Source organism: Dryocola baronae (assembly GCF_051297175.1).
In the GTDB taxonomy this organism is placed as follows: Bacteria; Pseudomonadota; Gammaproteobacteria; order Enterobacterales; family Enterobacteriaceae; genus Dryocola.
In genome coordinates, this window is record NZ_JBINNY010000001.1 from 3,079,712 (window position 1) to 3,103,760 (window position 24,049).

The 24,049-nt window shown below is 58.6% G+C and carries 19 protein-coding genes; 8 read left to right on the forward strand and 11 right to left on the reverse strand.

The window, feature by feature from the left end:
* The first annotated feature begins 7 nt into the window (after window positions 1–7).
* Complete coding sequence (locus ACSPHG_RS14745; RefSeq protein WP_435956029.1) at window positions 8–580, forward strand: YceI family protein; 573 nt, start codon at window positions 8–10, stop codon at window positions 578–580.
* A 38-nt stretch (window positions 581–618) separates the two neighbouring features.
* On the opposite strand, the gene trhO is transcribed toward ACSPHG_RS14745, so the two are convergent.
* A complete protein-coding gene (gene trhO, locus ACSPHG_RS14750) occupies window positions 619–1,668 on the reverse strand; it encodes an oxygen-dependent tRNA uridine(34) hydroxylase TrhO (protein WP_435954266.1) in 1,050 nt (349 codons plus the stop codon).
* A gap of 227 nt (window positions 1,669–1,895) precedes the next feature.
* On the opposite strand from trhO, the gene ACSPHG_RS14755 reads away from it, so the two are divergent.
* The 3 genes from ACSPHG_RS14755 to ACSPHG_RS14765 all read left to right on the forward strand — a co-directional run bounded on the left by ACSPHG_RS14755 (window position 1,896) and on the right by ACSPHG_RS14765 (window position 4,722).
* A complete protein-coding gene (locus tag ACSPHG_RS14755) occupies window positions 1,896–2,816 on the forward strand; it encodes a Kdo(2)-lipid IV(A) acyltransferase (protein WP_435954267.1) in 921 nt (306 codons plus the stop codon).
* A 186-nt stretch (window positions 2,817–3,002) separates the two neighbouring features.
* Window positions 3,003–4,229: a multidrug efflux MFS transporter MdtG gene (gene mdtG, locus ACSPHG_RS14760; protein WP_435954268.1), complete on the forward strand. Its 1,227-nt coding sequence runs from the start codon at window positions 3,003–3,005 to the stop codon at window positions 4,227–4,229.
* Window positions 4,230–4,347: 118 nt separating this feature from the next.
* Window positions 4,348–4,722 (forward strand): MysB family protein, encoded by a 375-nt coding sequence (locus ACSPHG_RS14765; protein ID WP_435954269.1) that lies wholly within the window; start codon window positions 4,348–4,350, stop codon window positions 4,720–4,722.
* Between the two features lie 3 nt (window positions 4,723–4,725).
* Here ACSPHG_RS14765 and ACSPHG_RS14770 read toward each other — a convergent pair whose 3' ends face one another.
* The 3 genes from ACSPHG_RS14770 to mdoG form a co-directional block, all read right to left on the reverse strand.
* Window positions 4,726–4,953: a YceK/YidQ family lipoprotein gene (locus ACSPHG_RS14770; RefSeq protein ID WP_435956030.1), complete on the reverse strand. Its 228-nt coding sequence runs from the start codon at window positions 4,951–4,953 to the stop codon at window positions 4,726–4,728.
* A gap of 169 nt (window positions 4,954–5,122) precedes the next feature.
* Window positions 5,123–7,654, reverse strand: a complete 2,532-nt coding sequence (mdoH, locus tag ACSPHG_RS14775) for a glucans biosynthesis glucosyltransferase MdoH (RefSeq protein ID WP_435954270.1) — start codon at window positions 7,652–7,654, stop codon at window positions 5,123–5,125.
* A complete protein-coding gene (gene mdoG / locus ACSPHG_RS14780) occupies window positions 7,647–9,182 on the reverse strand; it encodes a glucans biosynthesis protein MdoG (protein ID WP_435956031.1) in 1,536 nt (511 codons plus the stop codon). The genes mdoH and mdoG overlap by 8 nt, the downstream gene beginning before the upstream one ends.
* Window positions 9,183–9,475: 293 nt before the next feature.
* Here mdoG and mdoC point away from each other — a divergent pair, with 293 nt between their 5' ends.
* On the forward strand, window positions 9,476–10,624 hold the full coding sequence (gene mdoC, locus ACSPHG_RS14785; RefSeq protein WP_435954271.1) for a glucans biosynthesis protein MdoC: 1,149 nt from the start codon (window positions 9,476–9,478) through the stop codon (window positions 10,622–10,624).
* 366 nt (window positions 10,625–10,990) lie between these two features.
* On the opposite strand, the gene ACSPHG_RS14790 is transcribed toward mdoC, so the two are convergent.
* Window positions 10,991–12,472 carry a phospholipase D family protein gene (locus ACSPHG_RS14790; RefSeq protein ID WP_435954272.1) on the reverse strand — a complete coding sequence of 494 codons (1,482 nt, stop codon included), beginning with the start codon at window positions 12,470–12,472 and terminating at the stop codon, window positions 10,991–10,993.
* Window positions 12,417–12,953, reverse strand: a complete 537-nt coding sequence (gene ymdB / locus ACSPHG_RS14795; protein ID WP_435954273.1) for an O-acetyl-ADP-ribose deacetylase — start codon at window positions 12,951–12,953, stop codon at window positions 12,417–12,419. The genes ACSPHG_RS14790 and ymdB overlap by 56 nt, the downstream gene beginning before the upstream one ends.
* 251 nt (window positions 12,954–13,204) lie before the next feature.
* Here ymdB and adiC point away from each other — a divergent pair, with 251 nt between their 5' ends.
* Together adiC and ACSPHG_RS14805 are read left to right on the forward strand one after the other, a co-directional pair.
* A complete protein-coding gene (adiC, locus tag ACSPHG_RS14800; RefSeq protein ID WP_435954274.1) occupies window positions 13,205–14,536 on the forward strand; it encodes an arginine/agmatine antiporter in 1,332 nt (443 codons plus the stop codon).
* A 12-nt stretch (window positions 14,537–14,548) separates the two neighbouring features.
* Window positions 14,549–16,852, forward strand: coding sequence for an Orn/Lys/Arg family decarboxylase (locus tag ACSPHG_RS14805; protein WP_435954275.1), 2,304 nt, complete (start codon window positions 14,549–14,551; stop codon window positions 16,850–16,852).
* A gap of 140 nt (window positions 16,853–16,992) precedes the next feature.
* On the opposite strand, the gene ACSPHG_RS14810 is transcribed toward ACSPHG_RS14805, so the two are convergent.
* Together ACSPHG_RS14810 and ACSPHG_RS14815 are read right to left on the reverse strand one after the other, a co-directional pair.
* The gene (locus tag ACSPHG_RS14810) at window positions 16,993–19,200 is read right to left on the reverse strand and encodes a TonB-dependent receptor (protein WP_435954276.1); all 2,208 of its coding nucleotides are present in this window, start codon (window positions 19,198–19,200) and stop codon (window positions 16,993–16,995) included.
* Window positions 19,201–19,305: 105 nt separating this feature from the next.
* A complete protein-coding gene (locus ACSPHG_RS14815; RefSeq protein WP_435954277.1) occupies window positions 19,306–20,490 on the reverse strand; it encodes an MFS transporter in 1,185 nt (394 codons plus the stop codon).
* Window positions 20,491–20,592: 102 nt separating this feature from the next.
* On the opposite strand from ACSPHG_RS14815, the gene ACSPHG_RS14820 reads away from it, so the two are divergent.
* The gene (locus ACSPHG_RS14820) at window positions 20,593–21,492 is read left to right on the forward strand and encodes a LysR family transcriptional regulator (RefSeq protein ID WP_435954278.1); all 900 of its coding nucleotides are present in this window, start codon (window positions 20,593–20,595) and stop codon (window positions 21,490–21,492) included.
* Here ACSPHG_RS14820 and ACSPHG_RS14825 read toward each other — a convergent pair.
* From ACSPHG_RS14825 to ACSPHG_RS14835, 3 genes are read right to left on the reverse strand one after another with little or no spacing between them, the layout of a single operon-like run.
* Window positions 21,485–22,099, reverse strand: coding sequence for a 4'-phosphopantetheinyl transferase superfamily protein (locus ACSPHG_RS14825; protein WP_435954279.1), 615 nt, complete (start codon window positions 22,097–22,099; stop codon window positions 21,485–21,487). The two genes, ACSPHG_RS14820 and ACSPHG_RS14825, sit on opposite strands and share 8 nt — an antisense overlap.
* On the reverse strand, window positions 22,090–23,319 hold the full coding sequence (locus ACSPHG_RS14830; RefSeq protein ID WP_435954280.1) for a beta-ketoacyl-ACP synthase: 1,230 nt from the start codon (window positions 23,317–23,319) through the stop codon (window positions 22,090–22,092). The genes ACSPHG_RS14825 and ACSPHG_RS14830 overlap by 10 nt, the downstream gene beginning before the upstream one ends.
* A complete protein-coding gene (locus ACSPHG_RS14835; protein ID WP_435954281.1) occupies window positions 23,316–24,047 on the reverse strand; it encodes a 3-ketoacyl-ACP reductase FabG2 in 732 nt (243 codons plus the stop codon). The genes ACSPHG_RS14830 and ACSPHG_RS14835 overlap by 4 nt, the downstream gene beginning before the upstream one ends.
* Between the last annotated feature and the right edge of the window lie 2 nt (window positions 24,048–24,049).

A 24,049-nucleotide genomic window follows, 5' to 3' on the forward strand; every position in this document is an offset into this window, starting at 1 on the left:
AATGATGATGAAAAAAAGCCTGCTGGGAATAGCCCTGGGCGCGCTAGTCTTTACGACCGGTTCCGCCGTGGCCGCCGACTATAAAATTGATAAGCAGGGGCAGCACGCCTTCGTTAATTTCCGCATCCAGCATCTTGGCTACAGCTGGCTGTACGGCACCTTCCGCGATTTCGACGGTTCTTTCACCTTCGATGAAAAGAATCCGGCGGCGGATAAGGTCAACGTCACCATTAACACCACCAGCGTGGACACCAACCACGCCGAGCGCGACAAGCACCTGCGTAGCCCGGAATTCCTCAACGTCGCCAAGTTCCCGCAGGCCACGTTCGTTTCAACCGCCGTGAAGAAAGACGGTGAAGATCTGGACATTACCGGCAACCTGACGCTTAACGGCGTGACTAAACCGGTCAAGCTTGAGGCGAAGCTCATTGGCCAGGGCGACGATCCGTGGGGCGGCGTGCGCGCCGGGTTTGAAGCGGAAGGCAAAATTCATCTGAAAGACTTCAACATCACTACCGACCTGGGGCCAGCCTCTCAGGACGTGGATTTGATTATTTCCGTGGAAGGCGTTCGCCAGTAGCAAGAAAAGGTCTCCCTTTGCAGGGAGACACTTTTTAGTTATTCCGGATCGGGAATGCCCAGCGTGGTATTTAGCGCACCGCGGGATTTATTGAAGATTTTATTGCCGTTCTCACGTCCCGCGCGGCGGCGGCGCTGCTCTTCCGGCGAAAGCGCCAGCTCGTCGCGGCACACCTCGCTACAGCAGCCGTGGAACTTCTCGGCGCAGCTCGGACACTGAATAAACAGCAGATGGCAGCCGTCGTTTTTGCAGTTGGTGTGGCTGTCGCACGGGGTGCCGCACTGGTGGCAATGCGCGATCACGTCGTCGGAAATCCGCTCGCCCATGCGCTCGTCAAAAACAAAGTTCTTGCCGACAAATCGTACCGGAATACCCTGCTCACGCGCGCGACGCGCGTACTCAATGATCCCGCCTTCGATGTGATAAACATTCCTGAAGCCGTTATGACGCATCCAGGCGCTGGCCTTTTCACAGCGAATGCCGCCGGTGCAGTACATGACGATCTTTTTATCTTTGTCGTCCTGCAGCATATCGACGGCTTTTGGAAGCTGCTCGCGGAAGGTATCCGCCGGGATTTCCATGGCGTTCTGGAAATGCCCAACTTCATATTCATAGTGGTTGCGCATATCGATAAACACGGCGTCGGGGTCGTCCAGCATGCTGTTGACCTCGGCGGCTTTCAGATACGCGCCAACGTCGCTCGCGTCAAAGCTCGGATCGTCAATGCCGTCCGCCACGATGCGATCGCGCACCTTCATGCGCAGCACCCAGAATGACTTACCGTCGTCATCCAGCGCGACGTTCAGACGCAGATCGTTCAACGCGGGATGGAAGGCGTACAGCGTTTCGCGGAACGCATCGACGCGGCTTTGCGGGACGCTGATTTGGGCGTTAATCCCTTCGCGGGCCAGATAGACGCGGCCAAACACGTCCAGCGCAACAAAAGCCTTATAAAGCGCGTCGCGGGTGGCCTGAGGTTCGTCAATGGTGAAATATTTATAGAATGAGATGGTGGTGCGCGGCTCGGTTTCGGCCAGCATGCGCTCACGCAGTTCATCATTCGATATGCGGTTATGTAACACTGGCATGGTGTTCGCTCGACTATCGTTGATAAAAATGAGGGCAGCATCATAAAGCAATTAACGTTAATTTACATCCATGCGATTTGCGCTACATTTTCCTCACCCTTCAATAAAAATAACAACATTTGATGTTTTATCAGGCATTCTGCCGCCGTTAATTTTGGCTGGACATGAAAAAATGTCACAATAGCCCCATCACGAAGATCCGGCATTTGCCGTCACAAAGGTTTTACATGACGAACTTACCGCAATTCTCGCGCGCCTTGCTTCATCCCCGGTATTGGGGAACCTGGTTTGGAATTGGTTTGCTTTACCTCATCACCCTGCTCCCTTATCCCGTTATTTATCGGATCGGATGTGGTCTTGGTCATCTGGCGATGCGTTTTATGAAACGCCGCGTCAGAATCACCCGCCGTAATCTGGAGCTGGCCTTTCCACAAAAAACGCCCGCAGAGCGCGAAGACATTCTGGTTAAAAATTTCCAATCCGTTGGCCTGGGGCTGATGGAAACCGGGATCGCCTGGTTCTGGCCGCTGCGCCGTATCCGCCGCTGGTGTACCGTTAGCGGGGTCGATCAAATTCACGCGGTTCAGGCAGCCGGGCGCGGCGTGCTGCTCATCGGCATCCATTTTCTGACGCTTGAGCTTGGCGCACGGATGTTCGGCATGAATACGCCGGGTATCGGGGTGTACCGGCCGAACGACAACGCCCTGCTCGACTGGCTGCAAACATGGGGCCGCATGCGGTCCAATAAAAGCATGATCGACCGCAAAGATCTCAAGGGCATGATCCGCGCGCTGAAACAGGGCGAGATCATCTGGTACGCGCCCGACCACGACTACGGCCCGCGCGGCAGCGTTTTCGTGCCGTTCTTCGGCGTGGACAAGGCGGCGACGACCAGCGGAACCTATACGCTGGCGCGTATGTCCGGCGCGGCGATTGTGCCGATGGTGCCGCGCAGAAAGCCGAACGGCCAGGGCTATGAGCTGGTAATCCTTCCCGCCGAGTTCAGCCCGCCGCTTGAAACGCCGGAAGGTACCGCGCTGTGGATGAACCAAATCATTGAGAAGTGCATCATGATGGCTCCGGAGCAGTATATGTGGCTGCACCGTCGCTTCAAAACCCGCCCGGAAGGCGTTCCTCCGCGTTATTAACTTTTGGTCGGGCGGCGCTTCGTTGCCCGACATAAACCGCTTCGTTCCCCGCCGTTCCTCCCCATTTAGCTAAAAAAGCGATCCGGTTTGCCACTCTCCATTCATCAGGCGCATACTTAGCAAGGTAATCATTCTCTTTCTTCGCCTGCTTTTTCAAAAGCGGGCTTTCCTGATTTTTGGAGCGTTATGACTCCCCCTGAAAGTAGCATTAACTGGAAACGCAATCTCACCGTCGCCTGGCTGGGATGCTTTCTGACGGGCGCAGCCTTCAGCCTGGTGATGCCCTTCCTGCCCCTGTACGTTGAAATGCTTGGCGTTACCGGCCACAGCTCCCTGAACATGTGGTCGGGGCTGGTGTTCAGCATTACCTTCCTGTTTTCCGCTATCGCATCGCCATTCTGGGGCGGGCTTGCCGACCGTAAGGGGCGCAAAATCATGCTCCTGCGCTCGGCGCTGGGCATGGCGATCGTTATGGTGCTGATGGGGTTTGCGCAGAATATCTGGCAGTTCCTGGCGCTGCGCGCCCTTCTCGGCCTGCTGGGCGGCTTCGTGCCCAACGCCAACGCGCTGATTGCCACCCAGGTGCCGCGCAATAAAAGCGGCTGGGCGCTGGGCACGCTTTCTACCGGCGGCGTAAGCGGGGCGCTGCTTGGCCCGGTTATCGGCGGGCTGCTCGCCGACAGCTACGGCCTGCGCCCGGTATTCTTCATCACCGCAACCGTGCTATTCCTCTGCTTTATTCTCACCCTGCTGTACATCCGCGAATCGTTCACCCCAGTGAACAAAAAGGACATGCTGCACGCCCGCCAGGTCTTAACCTCATTGAAGAACCCGCGGCTGGTGCTGAGCCTGTTCGTGACCACGATGATAATCCAGGTCGCCACCGGGTCGATTGCCCCTATTCTTACGCTCTACGTGCGCGATCTCGCCGGGAACGTCAGCAACCTGGCGTTTATCAGCGGGATGATTGCCTCGGTGCCGGGCGTGGCTGCGCTGATCAGCGCGCCTCGGCTGGGCAAGCTCGGCGATCGCATCGGCCCCGAGAAAATTCTCATCTGCGCGCTGGTCATTTCCGTCGTGCTGCTCATTCCCATGTCGATGGTGCAGAACCCGTGGCAGCTCGGCATTCTGCGCTTTCTGCTTGGCGCGGCCGACGGCGCGCTGCTGCCCGCCGTGCAAACGCTGCTGGTTTACAACGCCAGCAACCAGATTGCCGGGCGCATTTTCAGCTATAACCAGTCGTTTCGCGATATCGGCAACGTCACCGGCCCGCTGATCGGTGCCGCCGTGTCGGCTAACTACGGCTTCAGGACGGTATTTTTGGTTACCGCAAGCGTGGTGCTATTTAACGCGGTGTATTCATGGATCAGCCTGCGTCGCCCCGCCGAGCGGGTGCGTATTCCGGGCGATTAAACGAAATTTTTTCTGCCAGGCCTATTCTCATACTTGCAACTTTGCGAACAGCGTCAACAATTAACATGAAATTGCAACGGAGCAGCCGCTCCCTGACCTCTGCCATAAGGAGATTTTCATGAGCATGTACGCAACGCTGGAAGAAGCCATTGATGCCGCGCGGGAATTATTCCTCGCCGATCATCCGGACGTGGATGAAGAGACTGCAAACGTCCAGCAGCTCAATATCCAGAAATACGTCCTGCAGGATGGCGATATCATGTGGCAGGCAGAATTCTTTGCTGACGACAGCGAAACCGGAGAGTGTTTGCCGATGCTGAGCGGTGAGGCCGCACAGAGCGTCTTTGACGGGGACTACGAGGACATCGAGCTGCGCCAGGAGTGGCTTGAGGAAAACACGCTGCACGAATGGGACGAAGGTGAATTCCAGCTCGAACCGCCGCTGGACACCGAAGAAGGCCAGGCCGCGGCCGACGAATGGGATGAACGGTAATCGTTACTCGTAAGGCCCGTGGCTGGCGTCAATCGGCAGCAGCAGCGTGTCGAATACCAGCGAGAAGGGTAAATCCAGCACCGTGATATAGCGCCACGCGCCGTCACGCACGTCCCACTGTACGCCGGGGTAATACTGATTGCCATGCCCCTGCCCCGGCACAGCGCGGCTGATAATGCTTCCGCAGCCGCTCAGGGCGCAGGCCGCCAAAATAACCACGAATGCTCTCAACAAAGTAAGTCTCCTTTCAGCAAAAAAATGCCGACCCCAAAAGGTCGGCATTTCGCGTTTTCGTCGGGTGGCGGCTTGCACCTTACCCGACCTACAAATCCGGATGGTTTTTGTAGGGTGGATAAGCGTTACGCGCCATCCACCGAAGCCGTTTCATATCAATCGCCCTTTACTTAACCGGCAAAGCAGCCGGGTTCAGCGTCACCGCTTTGTAATTATCCACCCACGAAGAGTAACGCTGCGGGTTGGACCAAACGCGGTAATGCAGGCGCGACAGGGTAACCGGGTCGCTTAACAGCACCAGACGACGGTCGCGGTTGAGCTTGTCCGGCGTTTCGTTCAGCGCCTGCTCAACGTGACGGTCGCGAGCAATTTCCAGCACCTGGCTTGCGCGGTGACGCGCCGTTGCCATTGCCGTTGCCAGCGCGTTATACGACGGGTTGAACACCGCGTGCATAAAGCCATCTTCCAGCGTGCGGCTGCGGTTGAGCTTCAGGTAGTTGTCGGTATCCACCAGCACCTGCGGAGGAGAATACTCTTCCGGGATCAGGAACAGCTTCCAGCGTTTGGTGCGCAGACCAACGGTCGCGCGGCTGGAAATCACCGATACGAACGGTGAAAGGATCAGCGAGAACACGATTGGCGCAAGCCAGAACAGGAAGCGCAGATCCAGCCAAGCCATGCCTACGGCCCACACCAGGCCCAGCAGCAGCTGCGAGCCGTGGCGCATAAACGCTTCGCCCCAAGGGGTGGAATCGTCGTCACGCTGCGGTGAGTTCCAGACCACTTCCCAGCCGAGGAACGCGCTGACCACAAACACGGTGTGGAACAGCATGCGTACCGGCGCCAGCAGCACCGAGAACAGCACTTCAAGCAGCAGGGAAAGCGTCACGCGCAGGAAGCCGCCGTACTCTTTCGAGCCTTTGCACCAGATGAGGATAATGCTCAGCAGCTTAGGCAGGAACAGCAGCACCATGGTGGAGGCAAACAGCGCAATCGCCAGTTCCGGACGCCACTGCGGCCATACCGGGAACAGCTGGCGCGGCTGCAGGAAATACTGCGGTTCGGTCAGGGCGTGCACCACCTGTAGAGCGGTAGATAACGCGAGGAACATGAACCACAGCGGCGCCGACAGATAGGACATCACGCCGGTCAGGAACACCGCCCGGTGAACCGGGTGCATGCCTTTGACCAGGAACAGGCGGAAGTTCATCAGGTTACCGTGGCACCAGCGACGGTCACGCTTTAGCTCGTCCAGCAGGTTCGGCGGCAGCTCTTCATAAGAACCCGGCAGATCGTAGGCAATCCACACGCCCCAGCCCGCACGACGCATTAAAGCAGCTTCAACGAAGTCGTGTGACAGGATGGAACCCGCGAACGAACCTTCACCCGGCAGCGGTGCCAGGGCACAGTGCTCGATGAACGGCTTCACGCGGATGATGGCGTTATGGCCCCAGTAGTGCGATTCACCCAACTGCCAGAAGTGCAGGCCAGCGGTAAACAGCGGCCCGTAGACGCGAGTCGCAAACTGCTGGCAGCGCGCGTACAGGGTGTCCATGCCGGATGCTTTCGGGGAAGACTGGATAATCCCGGCGTTCGGGTTAGCCTCCATCAGGCGCACCAGGTTGGTCAGACAGTCGCCGCTCATTACCGAGTCCGCGTCCAGCACCACCATATAGCTGTACTGATTGCCCCAGCGACGGCAGAAGTCATCGATGTTGCCGCTTTTACGCTTCACGCGGCGGCGGCGACGGCGATAGAAAATCTGCCCTTCGCCCTGCACTTCGCCGATCAGCTCCATCCACGCTTTCTGTTCGGCAACGCAGATGTCCGGGTTGTAGCTGTCGCTCAGGATATAAACATCGAAATGTTTTTCCTGGCCGGTCGCTTTCACCGACTCCCAGGTGGCACGCAGGCCGGCAAACACGCGATCCACGTCTTCGTTACAGATAGGCATGATTAACGCGGTGCGGTGCTCCGGGTTAATCGGCTCATCGCCAACGGTGGACGCGGAAATGCTGTACTTGTCTTTGCCCATCAGCAGCTGCAGGAAGCCCATCAGCGCGGTCCAGAAACCGGCCGAAACCCAGCAGAATAGAATGGCGAACAGAATGAGGATGCCGCTTTGCAGGATGTACGGCAGCAGTTGCATGAAGGAAACCCACAGATCCTGACCGCCCATGTCGGTAGGATTAATGAGCGCCCAGCCCTGGTAAGGCAGAATGGTTTTCATATACCAGGTGGCAACCACGGTCTGTGCAAGGGTGAGGATCAGCAGGATGTAGCGACGGATGGTTCCGACGGTACGCCATTTCTGCTCGGCCTCGGCTTCCTCTTTAGACATATAGCGCGGGTTGACTTCGCGGCCACGCAGGCGGTCCCAGAAGCGGCCAATCGGGTTGGTGCGCCACGGGTCCGGGAACATGGAAGAGCGAGTCGCTTTCGGCATAGCCTGTAACTGAGCACGGCCTTCTTCATCTTCGATCAACTGATCGCCGCCGAGCGAGCCCGGCCAGCTTGCCTCAAGGCGAGCTTTCACGGACCCTAAAGGGGAGTCGTCGGCGCGATCGTAGTGGTGATGGCGCGCGTCAAGCGCCTCATGCACCGCCTGCAGATCCGATGTCGGAAGCCCCGCCTTCTGCGCTGCAGAAAGCGGGAGTGCCTCAATGTAGTCAGGCGCGTTATCGGTAGACTTATTCATTGGCAGGTAACTGATAGCTCCAGGTTTCACTCAGTGTCTGATCGCCATTGACCAGGGCTGCGCGCATTTCCGTCGGCTTTTTGTCATCCTTGATTTTCAAACGCATGGTCAAACGCCAGCCTTTGGTGACCGGGTTGTAGCGCACCTGGCTGTCAACGATTTCACCGTTGTCGCCAATGCTGGTTTGCGCGGTAACAGGCGTATCCTGCGGCAGCTTTTTCATCTCAGCGCCGGTGTAGTCCACCACGAAAGCGATGGTGCCATCCGGCTGGCGGATCAGATTCGACTGCTTCACATCACCCGTTGAACGACGCGTCTGGGCAACATACGCGTTGTCCGGCGCATGCATTTTGTCTTCGTCGCGGCTAAAGGTGATGGTGTATTTGAAGTTCATCTCTTTGCCCGGCTCCGGCAGCTGATCCGGGGTCCAGTAGGCAACGATGTTATCGTTGGTTTCGTCGTTAGTTGGGATTTCCACCAGCTCGACGCTGCCTTTGCCCCAATCGCCCTGCGGTGCAATCCACGCGCTTGGGCGCTGGTCGTAGCGATCGTCCAGATCCTCAAAGCGCGAGAACTGACGGCCACGTTGCAGCAGGCCGAAGCCGACCGGGTTTTCAGTCGCAAACGAGCTGACCGCCAGGTGTTTCGGATTATTGAGCGGACGCCAGATCCACTCACCGTTACCGGCATGGATAGACAGACCGTTAGAATCGTGCAGCTCAGGACGGAAGTTAGTGGTTGGGGACGGTTGGTTCGGCCCAAACAGGAACATACTGGTCAGCGGCGCTACGCCCAGCTTGCCCACTTTGTCGCGCAGGTAAACTTTAGACTGTACGTTCACCACGGTGTCGCGGCCTGGGGTAATCACAAAGCGATAGGCGCCCGTCGCACGAGGGGAATCCAGCAACGCATAGAGGGTAAGCGTTTTATCAGTAGGTTTTGGACGTTCAATCCAGTATTCGCGGAATCGCGGGAACTCTTCGCCGGACGGCAAAGCGGTATCGATAGCAAGACCACGCGCAGACAGGCCATAAACCTGACCTGAACCGATTACGCGGAAGTAACTCGCCCCGAGCATGCTGACAATTTCGTCGTTCTTATCTTTGCTATTGATCGGATAGAGCACTTTAAACCCGGCGAAACCGAGGTCTTTAACGGTGTCTTTGTCGTGTTTAACGTCACCGAAATTAAAGTAATCCGGGCTGTATTTAATCTTGTGGACGGCGGTTGCAGTCACTTCATTGATGGCAACCGGCGTGTCGAAGTACATGCCCTGATGGTAGAATTCAAGCTTAAATGGGGTCTTTAACTTGCTCCAGTAGGCTTTGTCGTGGTTGAACTGGATCTGCTGATAGTCCGCATATTTCATGTCGCGAAATTGCGAAGGCAGATTGCTTTTCGGTGCTTCGTAGCTTTTGCCCGCTAATGTTTTCGCCTGTTTTGCGACATCATCGATAGTGAAAGCCCAAACCGAGGTGGTATAAAGGGACAACATCACTGCAACGCCCAGCCCACACATTTTCATCATTTTTGGTTTATGTTTCATATTAACCAGCACATCCCCCTTTGTGTGCTTAAATCAATCCAATCCATTTTAATGGAAACTCCTGCTTTCCGACAACCAAATACCCGCATTGTTCAGCACGCTGGCTCAGGCTTTAAGCAAAAAAAGACAACTGCTTACGCTTTAAGAGTCCCCTTGCAGACAGAATGTCATGGTTAGTGTAGGGTTGCCACGGAAAGTCATCCCAATAAGCCGTAGAGCCTGAAGGATAGATATCTAAAGGATAAGACGATTAGTCCGATAATGTTTGGAGTATTATGAGTAACACACCTCAGCAACGCGAATTTTTCCTGGACTCTATCCGGGCATGGTTAATGTTATTGGGTATCCCGTTCCACATTTCGTTAATCTACTCAAGCCATCAGTGGCACGTGAACAGCGCCCTGCCCTCGTGGTGGCTGACCTTGTTTAATGACTTCATTCACGCCTTCCGCATGCAGGTGTTTTTCGTCATTTCCGGTTATTTCTCCTATATGCTTTTTTTGCGCTATCCGCTTAAACGCTGGTGGAAAGTACGCGTTGAGCGCGTTGGCATTCCGATGCTTACCGCCATCCCGCTGCTCACCCTGCCACAGTTTATGATGCTGCAATATGTGAACGGCAAATCTGCCAACTGGCATAACCTGAGCGCCTACGAAAAGTACAACACGCTCGTCTGGGAGCTGGTGTCGCATTTGTGGTTTTTACTGGTGATGGTGGTATTAACGACCGTTTGCCTTTTTTTGTTTAAAAAGATGAACAGGTACATCACACGGCATAAAGAGAATAATTCCGCAGATTATTCCTTAGGAAGGCTCTCAATTTTATTCCTTGCCTTCGGTATTTTATACGGCGCAATTCGTCGCACCATTTTTATTATTCACGCACCGTTATTAAGCGATGGGCTGTTTAATTTCGTGGTAATGCAAACCCTCTTTTATCTGCCGTTCTTCCTGCTTGGCGCGCTCGCCTTTACCCGCCCGAATTTGAAGGCGTTGTTTACCACCCCTTCCCCGCTGTGCGCGGTCGGTGCTGCGCTCGCTTTCGTCGCCTATTTGCTTAACCAACGCTACGGCAGCGGCGATGCATGGATGTACGAAACGGAAAGCGTGATTACCATGCTGATGGGCCTGTGGATGGTGAACGTGGTGTTCTCCCTCGGCCACAGGCTGCTTAACTTCCAGTCTGCCCGCGTGACCTATTTCGTTAACGCCTCGCTGTTTATCTACCTGGTGCACCACCCGCTGACGCTGTTCTTCGGCGCATTTATTACGCCGCATATCGCCTCGAATACGCTGGGTTTTATTGCGGGATTAATCTTTGTGGTGGGAATTGCGGTAATACTTTATGAGATCCATTTACGTATTCCGGTGCTGCGCTTCCTGTTCTCCGGCAAGCCGCAGAATAAAGTGGCGAAAACGGTTTAATTAAATCAGCGGTCGACAATTGCGGTGGATAGCGCGTTCGCTTATCCACCCTACAAAACCGACAACGTAGGTCGAGTTAGGCGCAAGCCGCCACCCAACAATTGCGGTGGATGGCGCGTTCGCTTATCCACCCTACAAAACCGACAACGTAGGTCGATTAAGGCGCAAGCCGCCACCCGACAATTGCGGTGGATGGCGCGTTCGCTTATCCACCCTACAAAACCGACAACGTAGGTCGATTAAGGCGCAAGCCGCCACCCGACAATTGCGGTGGATGGCGCGCTCGCTTATCCACCCTACAAAACCGACAACGTAGGTCGGGTAAGGCGCAAGCCGCCACCCGACAATGGTCCCCACGCTTCCGCCCTACAACAGCCACTCTACCGGCAGCCGGTAAACCAGGCGCACCAGCACGCGCTGCCAGAAGCGCGTGTGCGGCTCCTTTTTCCAGACCACCTCTTTGCCATCGCGATTTTCTACCCAGTTCACCCTGCCCCAACGGTCGAGGCGCAGCGCCCAGGCGGCGTCCTTCTGGCTTTTCGTGAACCGTGCGTGAATATCTTCAGCAAGCGTTGCGCTCTCGATAACAAAACCCATCTCGGTATTGAGCATCGCCGATCGCGGGTCGAAGTTAAACGAGCCGATGAACACCTGCTGCTTGTCCACGCTGAACGTTTTCGCATGCAGGCTGGAGCCGGAGTTCCCGGTCAACCCGCGGTCATGCGGCACGTTGCGGCCATCATGCTGCGGCTTCAGTTCAAAAAGCTGCACGCCGTGACGGAGCAATTTTTTACGCCAGCGGGCATAGCCCGCGTGCACCGGCGCGACGTCGTTTGCCGCAAGCGAATTGGTCAAAATGGCGATTTTGACGCCCTTGCGCACCAGGCCCAGAATCTGCGCCACGCCCGCGCGCGTCGGCACGAAGTAGGCGGAAATAATGTCGATCTCCCGCTGCGGCTCGCCGATAACCTTCAGCAAACGCTGCGGCAGGAGCGTACCGTTACGCGCTTTCCCCTGGCCCTTACGCGGATCGTCGCTGAGCAGTTTCGTTTTCGCCCAGTACATTTTCAGCGTGCGCGATACCAGGTGGGTCGCGAACTGGCTGGTTGTCAGCCTGTCGAGATAGCGCCGTGCAATAGGATCGTCCTGCCAGTGCTCCGGCAGCTGGACGCGGGAGTGCAGCTCGTCGCCGGTCATCTCCAGCACCTTATCGAGCGTCGACACCGACTGGCTTTTCCAGTAACGCTCAAAATCCTCGCACACCTCGGCCACTACCGGCCCCACGGCCAGCACGTCCAGGTCGGAAAACAGCGGCTGTTCGCCCGCGCCAAAATAGGCATCGCCGACGTTGCGCCCGCCGATAATCGTCGCCTCGCCGTCCACCGTAAAACTCTTGTTGTGCATGCGGCGATTCAGGCGCGCAAAATCGGTGAGATAGCCAAGCGCGCGAAACAGGCGAAACGAAAACGGGTTAAACAGGCGGACTTCGATATTCTTGTGCGCGTTCAGCAGGCGCAGCGTGTCGTCCATGCCGTTGGTATTGTTATCGTCCAGCAGCAGGCGGACGTGAACGCCGCGCTCGGCGGCGGCCAGCAGCGCGCTGAACAGCAGCCTGCCGGACATATCGTCTTCCCAAATGTAATACTGCACGTCGAGGGTTTTCTCGGCCATCCCGCACAGCAAATAGCGTGCCGCAAAGGCGTCGAGGCTATCGGCCAGCGTATGAATGCCGCTCAGGCCGGGGTGCTCGGCGGTCGTTGGCGTTATCGCCCGCCCGAGGCGGGTAGCATGCTCATTCTCCATAGGTGAGCTGGGCCAGAAACTGCTGATAAATCCGGGTATTTTCATCGTCGAAGCAGACAAACACCACCTCTTCGGGCAGCGGCCGGATGCCAATGTATTTGTAAACCACGTCAACCGCGATGCGCGCGGCCTGCTCCTTCGGATAGCCATAAACCCCGGTGCTGATGGCCGGGAAGGCAATGGTGCGATAGCCGTTCGCCGCCGCCAAATCCAGGCAGTTGCGATACGCCTGCTCCAGCAGCTCGGCTTCGTGCCGCTCGCCGCTGTGCCAGACCGGGCCAACGGTGTGAATGATTGCCTTGACCGGAATATTCCCGGCCTCGGTGATCACCGCATGCCCCGTTGCGCATTCGCCCTGCTGTTGAATAATTTTTTTGCAGGCCGCCTGCAGCGCCGGGCCCGCGGCCCGATGAATGGCGCCATCCACGCCGCCTCCGCCCATCAGAGATGAGTTTGCCGCGTTAACAATCACATCCACAGCGACACGCGTGATATCGCCCTGAATTACCGACATTCGTTCACCCATGGGGAAACCTCCAGTTAGTCTTTGATAATAGTCTAAACTTACCCAGCAACTGTCGTATATCACTTACTGTCTGGGTTTCTCCAGATGGACCATAAAAAAGCACTATCAGACCGACTCACCCTACCGTTACAGGCTTTCCCCGCACAGGGATTGAGCCTGATTCGCGTTCAGAATTGACCAAATAACAAGCAAACCATTCCCAAAAAGCAGGTTAACTTTCGGAAAATTCAGCTCATTGCAGGAGAGGGTTTATGGCAAGTGAAGCGCAGAAAGTCGGGCTGGTCCCGGTGATGTTAATGGTGGCTGGTAATATCATGGGCTCCGGGGTGTTCCTCCTCCCGGCAAGCCTCGCCGCAACGGGGGGAATCGCGATATTCGGCTGGGCGGTGACCATCATCGGCGCGCTGTCGCTGTCGATGGTCTACGCCAAAATGTCCTCGCTCGACGACAGTCCCGGCGGCTCTTATGCCTATGCGAGGCGAGCATTCGGCCCCTTCCTCGGCTATCAAACCAACGTGCTTTACTGGCTCGCCTGCTGGATAGGCAACGTGGCGATGGTGGTGATCGGCGTCGGTTATCTGAGCTATTTCTTCCCGCTGCTCAACCAGCCCTGGCCGCTCACCGTTACCTGTATCGCCATCCTCTGGCTGTTCGTCGGGCTAAACATTCTCGGCCCGAAAATGATCACCCGCGTGCAGGCGGTGGCGACGATTCTGGCGCTGATCCCGATTGTCGCCGTGGCGGTGCTCGGCTGGTTCTGGTTCAAAAGCGATACCTACATGGCCGCCTGGAACGTCAGCGGCAAGGGCACCTTTGGGGCTATTCAAAGCACGCTTAGCGTCACGCTATGGTCGTTTATCGGCGTGGAAAGCGCCTCGGTAGCCGCCGCCGTCGTTAAGAATCCCAAACGCAACGTGCCGATCGCCACCATTGGCGGGGTGCTAATCGCCGCCGTTTGTTACGTGCTCTCCACCACCGCGATCATGGGCATGATCCCCAACGCCGACCTGAAGCTCTCCGCCTCACCGTTTGGCGATGCGGCCCGCATGGCGCTTGGGCCAACCGCCGGGGCAATAGTTTCGTTCTGTGCCGCGGCCGGGTGTTTAGGCAGCCTCGGGGGCTGGACGCTGCTCGCCGGGCAAACCGCCAAAGCCGCGGCGGACGATGGCCTGTTCCCGCCTATTTTTGCAAAGGTGAATAAAGACCAGACGCCGGTCGCCGGGCTGCTGGTGGTCGGCGTGCTGATGACGCTGTTCCAGCTGGCAAGCATCTCCCCGGACGCCACCTCGCAGTTCGCCGTCGTATCTTCCGTTTCGGTCATCTTCACGCTGGTGCCTTACATCTACACCTGCGCCGCGCTGATGCTGGTCGGACAGGGGCACCTGGGCAACCAGCGCCTGCCGTTCCTTTTCCTGACGCTGATTGCGTTTGTCTACTGCATCTGGGCGGTGGTGGGTTCCGGCGCGACCGAAGTGATGTGGTCGTTCGTCGCCATCATGATTATCACCGCGATGTACACGGTGAACTACAACCGTCGCCACAAAAACCCCTACCCGCTGGATAAACCCGTGGTTAACGATTAACAGGAGCCCGACATGCTCGATTTAGGCACGCACCATAAACGTAAGATACTGGTCGTCGACAGCAGCGTTCAGGACGTGAATACCGCCAACGGCAGGGCCGTCGCCGAGCTGATTGAAGCGCTGGAAGAGAATAACTTCGCGGTGATCTCCGCGGCCACCTTTGAGGACGGTATCGCCACCGTCACCTCAGACGCCTCGCTGTGCTGCATTTTTGTAGACTGGACCTCCGGCGGCAACGACGATGCCTCCCACAGCCAGGCGTTTTCGCTGCTGCAAACCATCCGTCGGCGCAATAAAAACGTGCCGGTACTGCTGATGGCGGAACACTCCTGCATCGACACCCTGACGCTGGATTCTATGCGGCTGGTGAATGAATTTGTCTGGATGCACGAAGACACCGCCGAGTTTATTGCCGCCCGCGCCCGGTCGCTAATCCAACGCTATTACGAGCAGCTCCTGCCGCCGTTTACGCGGGCGCTGTTCAACTACACCATGGAAAACCCCGAGTATTCATGGGCGGCTCCGGGCCACCAGGGCGGCGTGGCGTTTACAAAATCTGCCGTCGGTCGCGAGTTCCTCGATTTCTTTGGCGAAAACCTGTTCCGCACCGATACGGGCATCGAACGCGCGGCGATGGGCTCGCTGCTCGACCACAGCGGGCCGATAAAAGCCTCGGAGACCTACGCCGCCGAAGTGTTTGGCTCGCACCGCAGCTACTCGGTGCTCAACGGCACGTCCGGCTCCAACCGGGCCGTGATGCAGGCGGTGGTTGGTGAATTGGAGGTGGCGCTGTGCGACCGCAACTGCCACAAATCCATCGAGCAGGGGCTGGTGATGACCGGCGCGCTGCCGGTTTACTTCATCCCAACCCGCAACCGCTTTGGCATAATCGGGCCAATTCCCAAGCGCCAGTTTGAGCCGGAAAGCATTCGCGAAGCCATCGCGGCCAATCCGTTGAAGCACGAAGTGGTCAGCGACAAACCCGTCTATGCGGTGGTGACTAACTGTACCTACGACGGCATGTGCTATCACGCCGAAGCGGCGCAGGATCTGCTGGCGCAGAGCGTGGACCAGATTCACTTCGACGAAGCCTGGTACGCCTATGCGCGCTTCAACCCGATGTATAAAGGCCGCTTCGCCATGCGCGGCGATCCGAAGGACTTCGACAGCAGCGGCCCAACGGTTTTCGCCACGCACTCCACGCACAAGCTGCTCGCCTCGCTTTCCCAGGCTTCATACATTCATATCCGCAATGGGAAAAAGCCGGTCGAACACTCGCGCTTTAACGAGTCATACATGCTGCAGGCAACCACCTCGCCGCTGTACGCGATTATCGCCGCCAACGAAATAGGCGCGGCGATGATGGACGGCGGCCAGGGCGAAGCGCTCACCCAGGAGGTCATTAACGAAGCGGTGGACTTCCGCCTCGCGATGGCAAAAGTCCACGCCGCCTTTGCGAAAAAAGGCGAATGGTTCTTCTCGCCGTGGAACGCGCCGACGGTAACCGACGGCGCGGGTAACGAAGTTCCCTTTTCCAAAGCCTCGCGCGAACAGCTCACCACCGACCCGAGCTGCTGGACGCTGAAGCCCGGCGACAAGTGGCACGGGTTCGACCAGCTCGAAGACGACTGGTGCCTGCTCGATCCGATTAAAGCGGGGATTTTAGCCCCCGGCATGGGCGACGACGGCAACCTGCAGGACAGCGGCATTCCCGCCGCGATGGTCACCGCCTATCTGGGCGAACGCGGCATCGTGCCGTCGCGCACCACGGACTTTATGGTGCTGTGCCTGTTCTCCATCGGCGTGACGAAGGGCAAATGGGGGACGCTAATCAACGTCCTGCTGGAGTTTAAAAACGACTACGACAACAACACGCTGCTCAAGCGCTGCCTGCCGGATCTCATCAGCGCCGACGCCGCGCGCTATGCGGGCATGGGACTAAAAGACCTGTGCGACGAGATGTTTAACTATATGAAAACCAGCCAGATGGACAAGCTGCAGGCCGCCGCGTTTGGCAACATTCCGGTGCCGGTTAAACGCCCGCGCATCGCCTTCCAGCAGCATATGGCGGGCATCGCGGATCACCTGCCGATCGATCAGCTCGCCCATCGCGTGTCTGCCGTCGGCGTTATCCCCTACCCGCCGGGCATTCCCATCGTCATGCCGGGCGAAAGCTTTGGCGCAGCGGAGGAGCCGTGGCTGCAATACATCCGCAGCATCGCGGAATGGGGCGAGAAGTTCCCGGGCTTCGAGAAAGAGCTGGAGGGAGCCGAACTGATAGACGGGGTTTATCATATCTGGGCGCTGAAGCAGTAGCGCTGGGTTAAGGTCGGATGGCGTGCATCGAACGGCGAAAGTCGGATGGCGCTAACGCCTATCCGACCGACATCGCTTTAGGCTTTCGTAGGGTGGATAAGCGTTAGCGCCATCCACCACTACCCATCTACCAACCTAAATCAGAAATCAACCGTCATAGACAGCTTCAGCGTGCGCGGATCGCCCTGCGTCATGTAGGTGCCGGAATCGTCAACCGACGCCCAGTACTTCTCATCGGTGACGTTCTCGACGTTCGCGCGCCAGGTCAGCGTCTGGTCGTTAACCTTCGTGCTGTAGCGCACGCCGAGGTCGAGCCGCGTCCACCCGTCCAGCTTGACGGTATTGCTGGCGTTGGCGTACTGAGAACCCGTGCGGGTCACGGTGCCCGTCGCGGTCAGGTTTTGCACCCACGGCAGATCCCATTCGCCGCCCATCGTCACCGCATAGCGCGGCACGCCTACCGCGTCGTTACCGTCGTTGGTACCTCCGGCGGTTTTGCTCAGCTCGGGGTCCATCCACAGCGCGCTGCCCAGCAGACGGACGCCGTATACCGGTTCGCCGAACACGTTCAGCTCCATCCCGCGGCTACGCTGCTCGCCGTACAGGCCGTACACGTTGCTGTCGTCGATCATCCCGACCGGCTTTTTGATTTCAAACAGCGCGAGCGTGCCGCCCACGCGGCCATAGTCCATCTTCACGCCGACTTCGTTCTGCTTCGACTGCACGATACCGACGACCTGGCCGCCGTTAATCGCTTTGCTGCTCGCCGTAGGCCCAGGCTGCAGCGCTTCGATGTGGTTGGCGTAGAAGGAAATATGCTCCCACGGCTTCACCACCAGCCCGTAAACCGGCGTCACCTTGAAGGCGTCGAACCGCGTGGCGGGCGTCTCCATGCCCTGATAATCATAGTTGCGCACCGTCACGTCCTGACGGCGCGCGCCCAGGGTCAGCAGCACGCGTTCGTCCAGCGCGGAAAGCGTGTCGGAAACGGAAACGCCGGAGGTGCGCGTGCGGCTACGCACGTTCGGATCGTCCATATTGCCGCCGCTGTACAGCGTTGGCGGGAAATCGATCGTCGAAGGATCGTAAATGTTGATGGTGTTAGACGAGCCGGACATGGTGTAAGCCGCGCGCGTTTTGCGGTACACGCCGGAATAGCCGAGGTTAACGCTGTGGCCAATCGCGCCGGTGTCAAACCTGCCGCGAATGCCGGTCATGCCCGAGAAGCTGTCGGCGACGTAGCGCGTGCCCAGACGGCTGAGGCTGGCGTTGCCGTCGTTATCGAGCAGCTTCGGCACGCTGTACTCGCCGCGCTCGTCGGTATTGTTACCGCCGAGGCCGCCGTAGAACGTCCAGTTATCCAGCACGTCGTATTCCCCGCGCAGCGCGGCAAAGCGGGTGGTCATGTCGGAGTAAACCCACTTCTGGCTATAGTTCGCCGAGCCGTCCGGCACTTCCGGCATTTCGGTAATGGCACCCACGCCAACGCCGATGCGGCCGTCGTGCACGCTGGATTTCTGCCAGCCCGCGTCCAGCGAGCTGCGCAGACGCTCGCCCTTGTAGTCCAGTCCAACGGTGGCAAGCGTGGTGCGGGATTTTTCGTTATCGACGGCGGTTTCGCCCTCGCGGTGCAGCACGTTTACGCGCGCGCCGAACTGGTCGCTATCGCCAAAGCGACGACCGGCGTCCAGCGATGTGCCAACCTGTGAATCCGAGCCGTAGTCAACGCTGACGCTGGCCGCAGGCTCGCTGCCCGCGCGTTTTGGCTCCACGTTGATCGATCCGCCCACGCCCGTGCCGCCCGGCGGAACGCCGTTCAGAAACGCGTTCGATCCCTTAATAATCTCCACGCGCTCGGCCACGTTTGTGGCAACGATCTGGCGCGGCAGCACGCCGTAGAGGCCGCCGTAGGAAACGTCGTCACCGTCCAGCAGGAAACCGCGAATACGGTACGATTCGCCAAAGTTGCCGTATCCGCGCACCGCCTGCACCGTGGCATCATTGCGGATAACGTCGGTCAGGGTTGTCGCCTGCTGGTCTTCGATCATCTTCGCGGTATAGCCGATGATATTAAACGGCACGTTGCCGGCTTCCTGCTCGCCAAGCAGCCCCAGACGCCCGCCGTTGGCGACCTGGCCGTCAAGATAGGCCGGAACCAGCTCGTCGCCGCCCGCGCGGAAGGTATTATCCGGCGTGGCGGTAACGGTGATGGTGTCGGCTTTCGCGGCGTTTTGTGCAGCGGAGGCAGCGTCGCCGTCGGCGGCAAACGCGGGGAAGGTGGCGGCGCTAATCAGTACCGCGAGCAGGCGCGGGCGCATACCCGTCTGCGAAGGATCTGGTGCTTGCATGAATAATTCCCTGACAAAAGATAATAATGAGAACGCTTCTTATTTTGCGCATGATTATCGTTTGCCCGCTAAGAATTGCAAGCGGAAATGATATGCCGTTTCAAATTATGTTTTACGCAGCGCGAGCCGACGCTCAAGGAGCCAGATGTAGCCCGGCAGCAGCGCGGCGCTCAGACCGCAAACCAGCATAAGCATGGCCAGGCTACCTGCAGAAACATCCTCCCTGGACATCAACAACGATGACAGGAAATACGCGGCCGTCGTCAGCAAATACATGAGCGCCGTTTGCAGCGTACCAAACCCGGCGCGGTGGCGATCCTGAGGATAATTCAGCGTGACCACCGAGCTTGCGACCAGTCGGCAGTAGGACGTAGCCATAAACAGCGCCATAAATAAATGCGCCGCGCCGGGCAGCATAAAGGGAATCGCCAGGCTTGCGATAAAAGCTACCGTCGATACGCAGAGAACACGCGTAGCGCTGAAATGATGCAGCAGCCCGCCGGTGGCCTTAGTGGCGATAAGGCCCGCAATGCCGCCGGTAAAAAATATCCACGGCAGTTGGGCATCACTTACCTTCATATAGAGCGACATAACGGGCACCAGCACGGGAATCAACAGCATCGGGCTGAACTGCGCGATGCCGTTAGCCGTGGCAAAACGCAGCACTTCGCGGTTTAGCGCCAGGCCTGCGTGTCGTTCAATGAGCTGCGGCGAACTCGGCACGCCAAAACGCACCAGCGCCACGCTAAGCATGCAAAATATGCCGATAAGCCAAAGCGCCTGCCGCCAGCCGCAGGCCGCGCTGATATACATCAGAACGGGCATGCCCACGATGCTGACCAGCGAAAATGAAGCAATCGCCAGCGCCACCATGCGCGACCTGAGCTCGGGCGGTGCCGCGTTAATCAACAGCCCCATGCCAACCCCCATCGTCGTACCGCCCGCAAACCCGGCCAGCAGGCGAATAACGATCAGCACGCTGAAGTCGCCGGTTAGCGTAATCATGCCGGTCAGCACGCCAAGCGTCAGCATGTTGAGCTGTAAGAAGCGTTTCTTATCCACCCTATCCGCCCAGAAGAAGGCGGCTATCCCGGAGACAACAGCCGCCAGGGTATAAACGCCGGTCACGTATCCGGCCCAGGTGATGGGTACGGAAAAATCAGCCGCCATAAACGTGAAGATCGGGTTGAATACCATGTACTCAAGCGCGTTGGTGAACTGGATGAAGGCGACGATGGCCGCGATGCGATACGGCCGGAAATTCGCGCTTTCGAAAAGAGTAATCGCCATAAATGCCCCTTGGTGATGTGCGAGGCGGGCAGTATATTCGTTCCATTTACGCCGCATCAGACGGTTAAAATGGCATGCACTGCTATCAAAAATGGGATAATCATGCGCAACAAGCTCGATCTTAACGCCCTGCATCTTTTCGTCGCCGTGGCCGATAAAGGCACCTTTAGCGCTGCTGCGAAGGCGCTGGACATGCCCTCTTCAAACGTTAGCCGCGCGATTAGCCGGCTTGAGGAACAGATGAACGTGAGGCTTATTGAACGCAGCACGCGCCGCATGCAGTTGACCGAAGCGGGTCAGCTGCTTTATTCCCGTGCGCAGCCGCTGCTTGCCTCGCTTGAGGAAACGCAGGCGGAGCTTGCGGTGGAACAGCTGCAGCTTAAGGGGCGGCTTCGCGTCTGCCTGCCAAACGAGGTTGGGCCGTCGCTGCTCGCCGGTCTGTTTGCCGATTTTGCCCTTTTGCATCCTCAGCTTGAGATGCACTGCGTCACCAACCTCTCTGGCCTCGAATCTCTACAGCAGGATCTCGATCTGGCGATGATTATCACGCGTGGAAAACTTGAGGATAGCGACTGCGTGGTCCGCCCCTTGGCCAGCTTCCCGTGCGTGGTGGTAGCGGCTCCGGCACTCATCGAAACCTGCGGAAAACCTCAGAACTCACGTCAGTTGGCCGATTTTCCGTGCATTACCACCGTAGATGCCCTCAAAGGCCAGCCGTGGCAGTTTGTTGCACCCGGCGGCGGGTTTGAGACCGTTGCCATCAGCGGCCATTACCGCGTCAACAGCGGGGAAATGGCGCTGCGGGCGGCCGTCGCCGGAGTAGGATTCTCCGTTCTGGCGCGCCAGGGCTGCGCGGCCTGGCTTGAGAGCGGTGAATTAGAGGAAGTCAGGCTTGAGCTGCAGCCCGCACCGCTTGAGCTGATTGCCGCCTATTCCAGCCGCCGCTTTCTGTCGGCAAAAGCACGGGCGCTGGTGGATTACCTGCAGCAGCATCTCAAATAACCAGCAGCTCGGGAGCAAAGTCCTTGGCAAAGGGCTGGCGTCCGCAGCAGGCAACCAGCGTGTTGCTAACGGTCAGGTGCGTCAGGTGCAGGCCCGGCGGGCAAAGCGTTGCAAGCGGCAGGTGAAGCGAGGTGATTTGCCAGACGGTGCCGCCCCGCTGTTTCAGCACGGCTTCGTGGGCCGTCCACAGCTTCCAGAAGGCCGGGAGCCGAAGCTCGTCCGGCAGCGCCGCAAGCCATGCGTACAGCTCGGGGGAAAAACCGTGCTGCGCCACGGCCATAAACCGCTTTCTGGGGCGCAGAAGTTCGATGTCACAGCCTACGGCGCTATCGCCCAGCAGCACCGCCACGCGGGTGGCGCTGTTGCTGATGTTGAAGTGCGGCAGGTCCGGGTGATACGGCTTGCCGTTCGGGCCGGTGGCCAGCGCGGGCAGCGACTCTTTGCCGAGCAGCATCGCCAGCAAAACTCTCCCGGCAAGCCACACCGGGCGGCGGTTGCCAACCGGTGCCAACGCCCGCAGCGCGGGGGAAAGCCAGCGTTCTATCTGCTCTTCTTCCCCCAAACGCGCAACGTCGCCAAACGCCAGGCGATATCCCGTTACGGCCACCTGCGCAGCACCAGCGAAGTGTTAATCCCGCCAAAGGCGAAGTTGTTGCTCTGCACAAATTCCGTGTCGATAAGCCGCGCGCTTTCCATGATGTAGTCCAGCTCGCCGCAGGCCGCGTCCGGATTATGCAGGTTCAGCGTTTCGGCAAACCGGCCCTCGCGCATCATCTCGATGCTCATCCACGCCTCGAGCGCCCCGCAGGCTCCCAGCGTATGGCCGAAATAGCTTTTCAGAGAAGATATCGGCGTGCCCGCGCCAAACACCGCCGCCGTCGCCTGGGTTTCCGCGATATCGCCCCGGTCAGTCGCGGTGCCGTGGGCGTTAATGTAGCCGATGTCGCTCGCCGCAATTCCAGCAGAGCGCAGGCCGCGCTCGATGCAAATCTGCATCGTTTCCTTCTGCGGCTGGGTGATATGCGCCGCGTCGCAGTTGGTGTGGAAGCCGACGATCTCAGCAAAGATCTTCGCGCCGCGCGCCAGGGCGTGGTCAAGATCTTCAAGGATCAGCGTTCCGGCCCCCTCGCCGATGACCAGCCCGTCGCGCTGCTGGTCAAACGGCGACGGCGTGGCGTGCGGCCGGTCGTTGCGCTGGCTGGTGGCAAACAGCGTGTCGAAGACGGCGGCCTCGGACGGGCACAGCTCTTCCGCGCCGCCCGCGACCATCACGGTCTGATAGCCGTGGCGAATCGCCTCCCAGGCGTAGCCAATCGCCTGGCTGCCGGAAGTGCAGGCGCTGGAGGTGGGGATAACCCGCCCGCGCAGGCCGAAGAACAGCCCGGCGTTAACGGCGGCGGTGTGCGGCATCATCTGCACGTAGGTGGTGCCGGTGATATTCCGCGTGTGTTTTTCGGTGAGCATCGTGGCAAATTCGCTGACCGGCCCGGTGCTGCCGGTCGAGCTGCCGTAGGCGATGCCGGTATCGCCGCCGGTGAGAATCGGGTCGTCCAGCAGGCCCGCCTGCTCAAGCGCCAGCTCGGTTGCGCGCGTCGCCAGCAGCGAGACTCGCCCCATCGCGCGGATGCGCTTGCGGGTGTAGTGTTCCGGCAGCGTGAAATTGTCGATCGGCGCGCCGAGCAGCGTGTTCAGCCCGTCGTAAATTTGCCATTCCGGCATGGCGCGCACGGCGTTTTTACCCGATCGTAAACCCGCCCAAACGCTCTGCCAGTTTTCTCCAAAGGCGGTAACACCGCCCATGCCGGTGACCACGACGCGGCGAATCACAGCATGCCTCCGTTAATCGAGATAACCTGGCGCGTGACGTAGCCCGCAGCGGGCGACATCAGGTATCGGGCAAGCCCGGCGACCTCCTCCGGCTGCCCCATGCGCTGAAGCGGAATAATGCGCATCGCCTCTTTCAGCGCCGCCTCTTCCATCTCAATCATGCCGGTGTCGATAAGGCCCGGCGCGATGCAGTTAACGGTGATTTTGCGCTTCGCAAGCTCCACGGCGAGCGCCTTCGTCGCGCCGATAATGCCCGCTTTCGCCGCGCTGTAATTGACCTGGCCGCGGTTGCCCATCAGCCCGGAAACGGACGACAGCGTGATAATGCGCCCGCCGTCGCGCAGGCCGATCATCGGCATGACGCACGGCTGGATGACGTTATAGAAGCCGTCGAGATTGGTGTGGATAACGCCGTCCCAGTCCTCATCGCTGAGCGCCGGGAACGCGCCGTCGCGGGCGACGCCCGCGTTGTTGACCAGCCCCCAATACGCGCCATGGGCCTCGATGTCGGCCTCAAGCGTTGCCCGGCAGCCCGCACGGTCGCCGCTGTCAAACTGCATCAGGCGGCCCGAACCGCCCTGCTTTTCAATGTGGTCAAGCGTTTGCCGTGCGCCTTCCTGGTCGCGGTGATAATGCACCACCACGCTAAAACCGTCCGCCGCAAGGCCCAGGGCAATCGCCCTGCCGATGCCTTTGCTCGCGCCGGTAATTAAAACTGTTCTTGTCATAA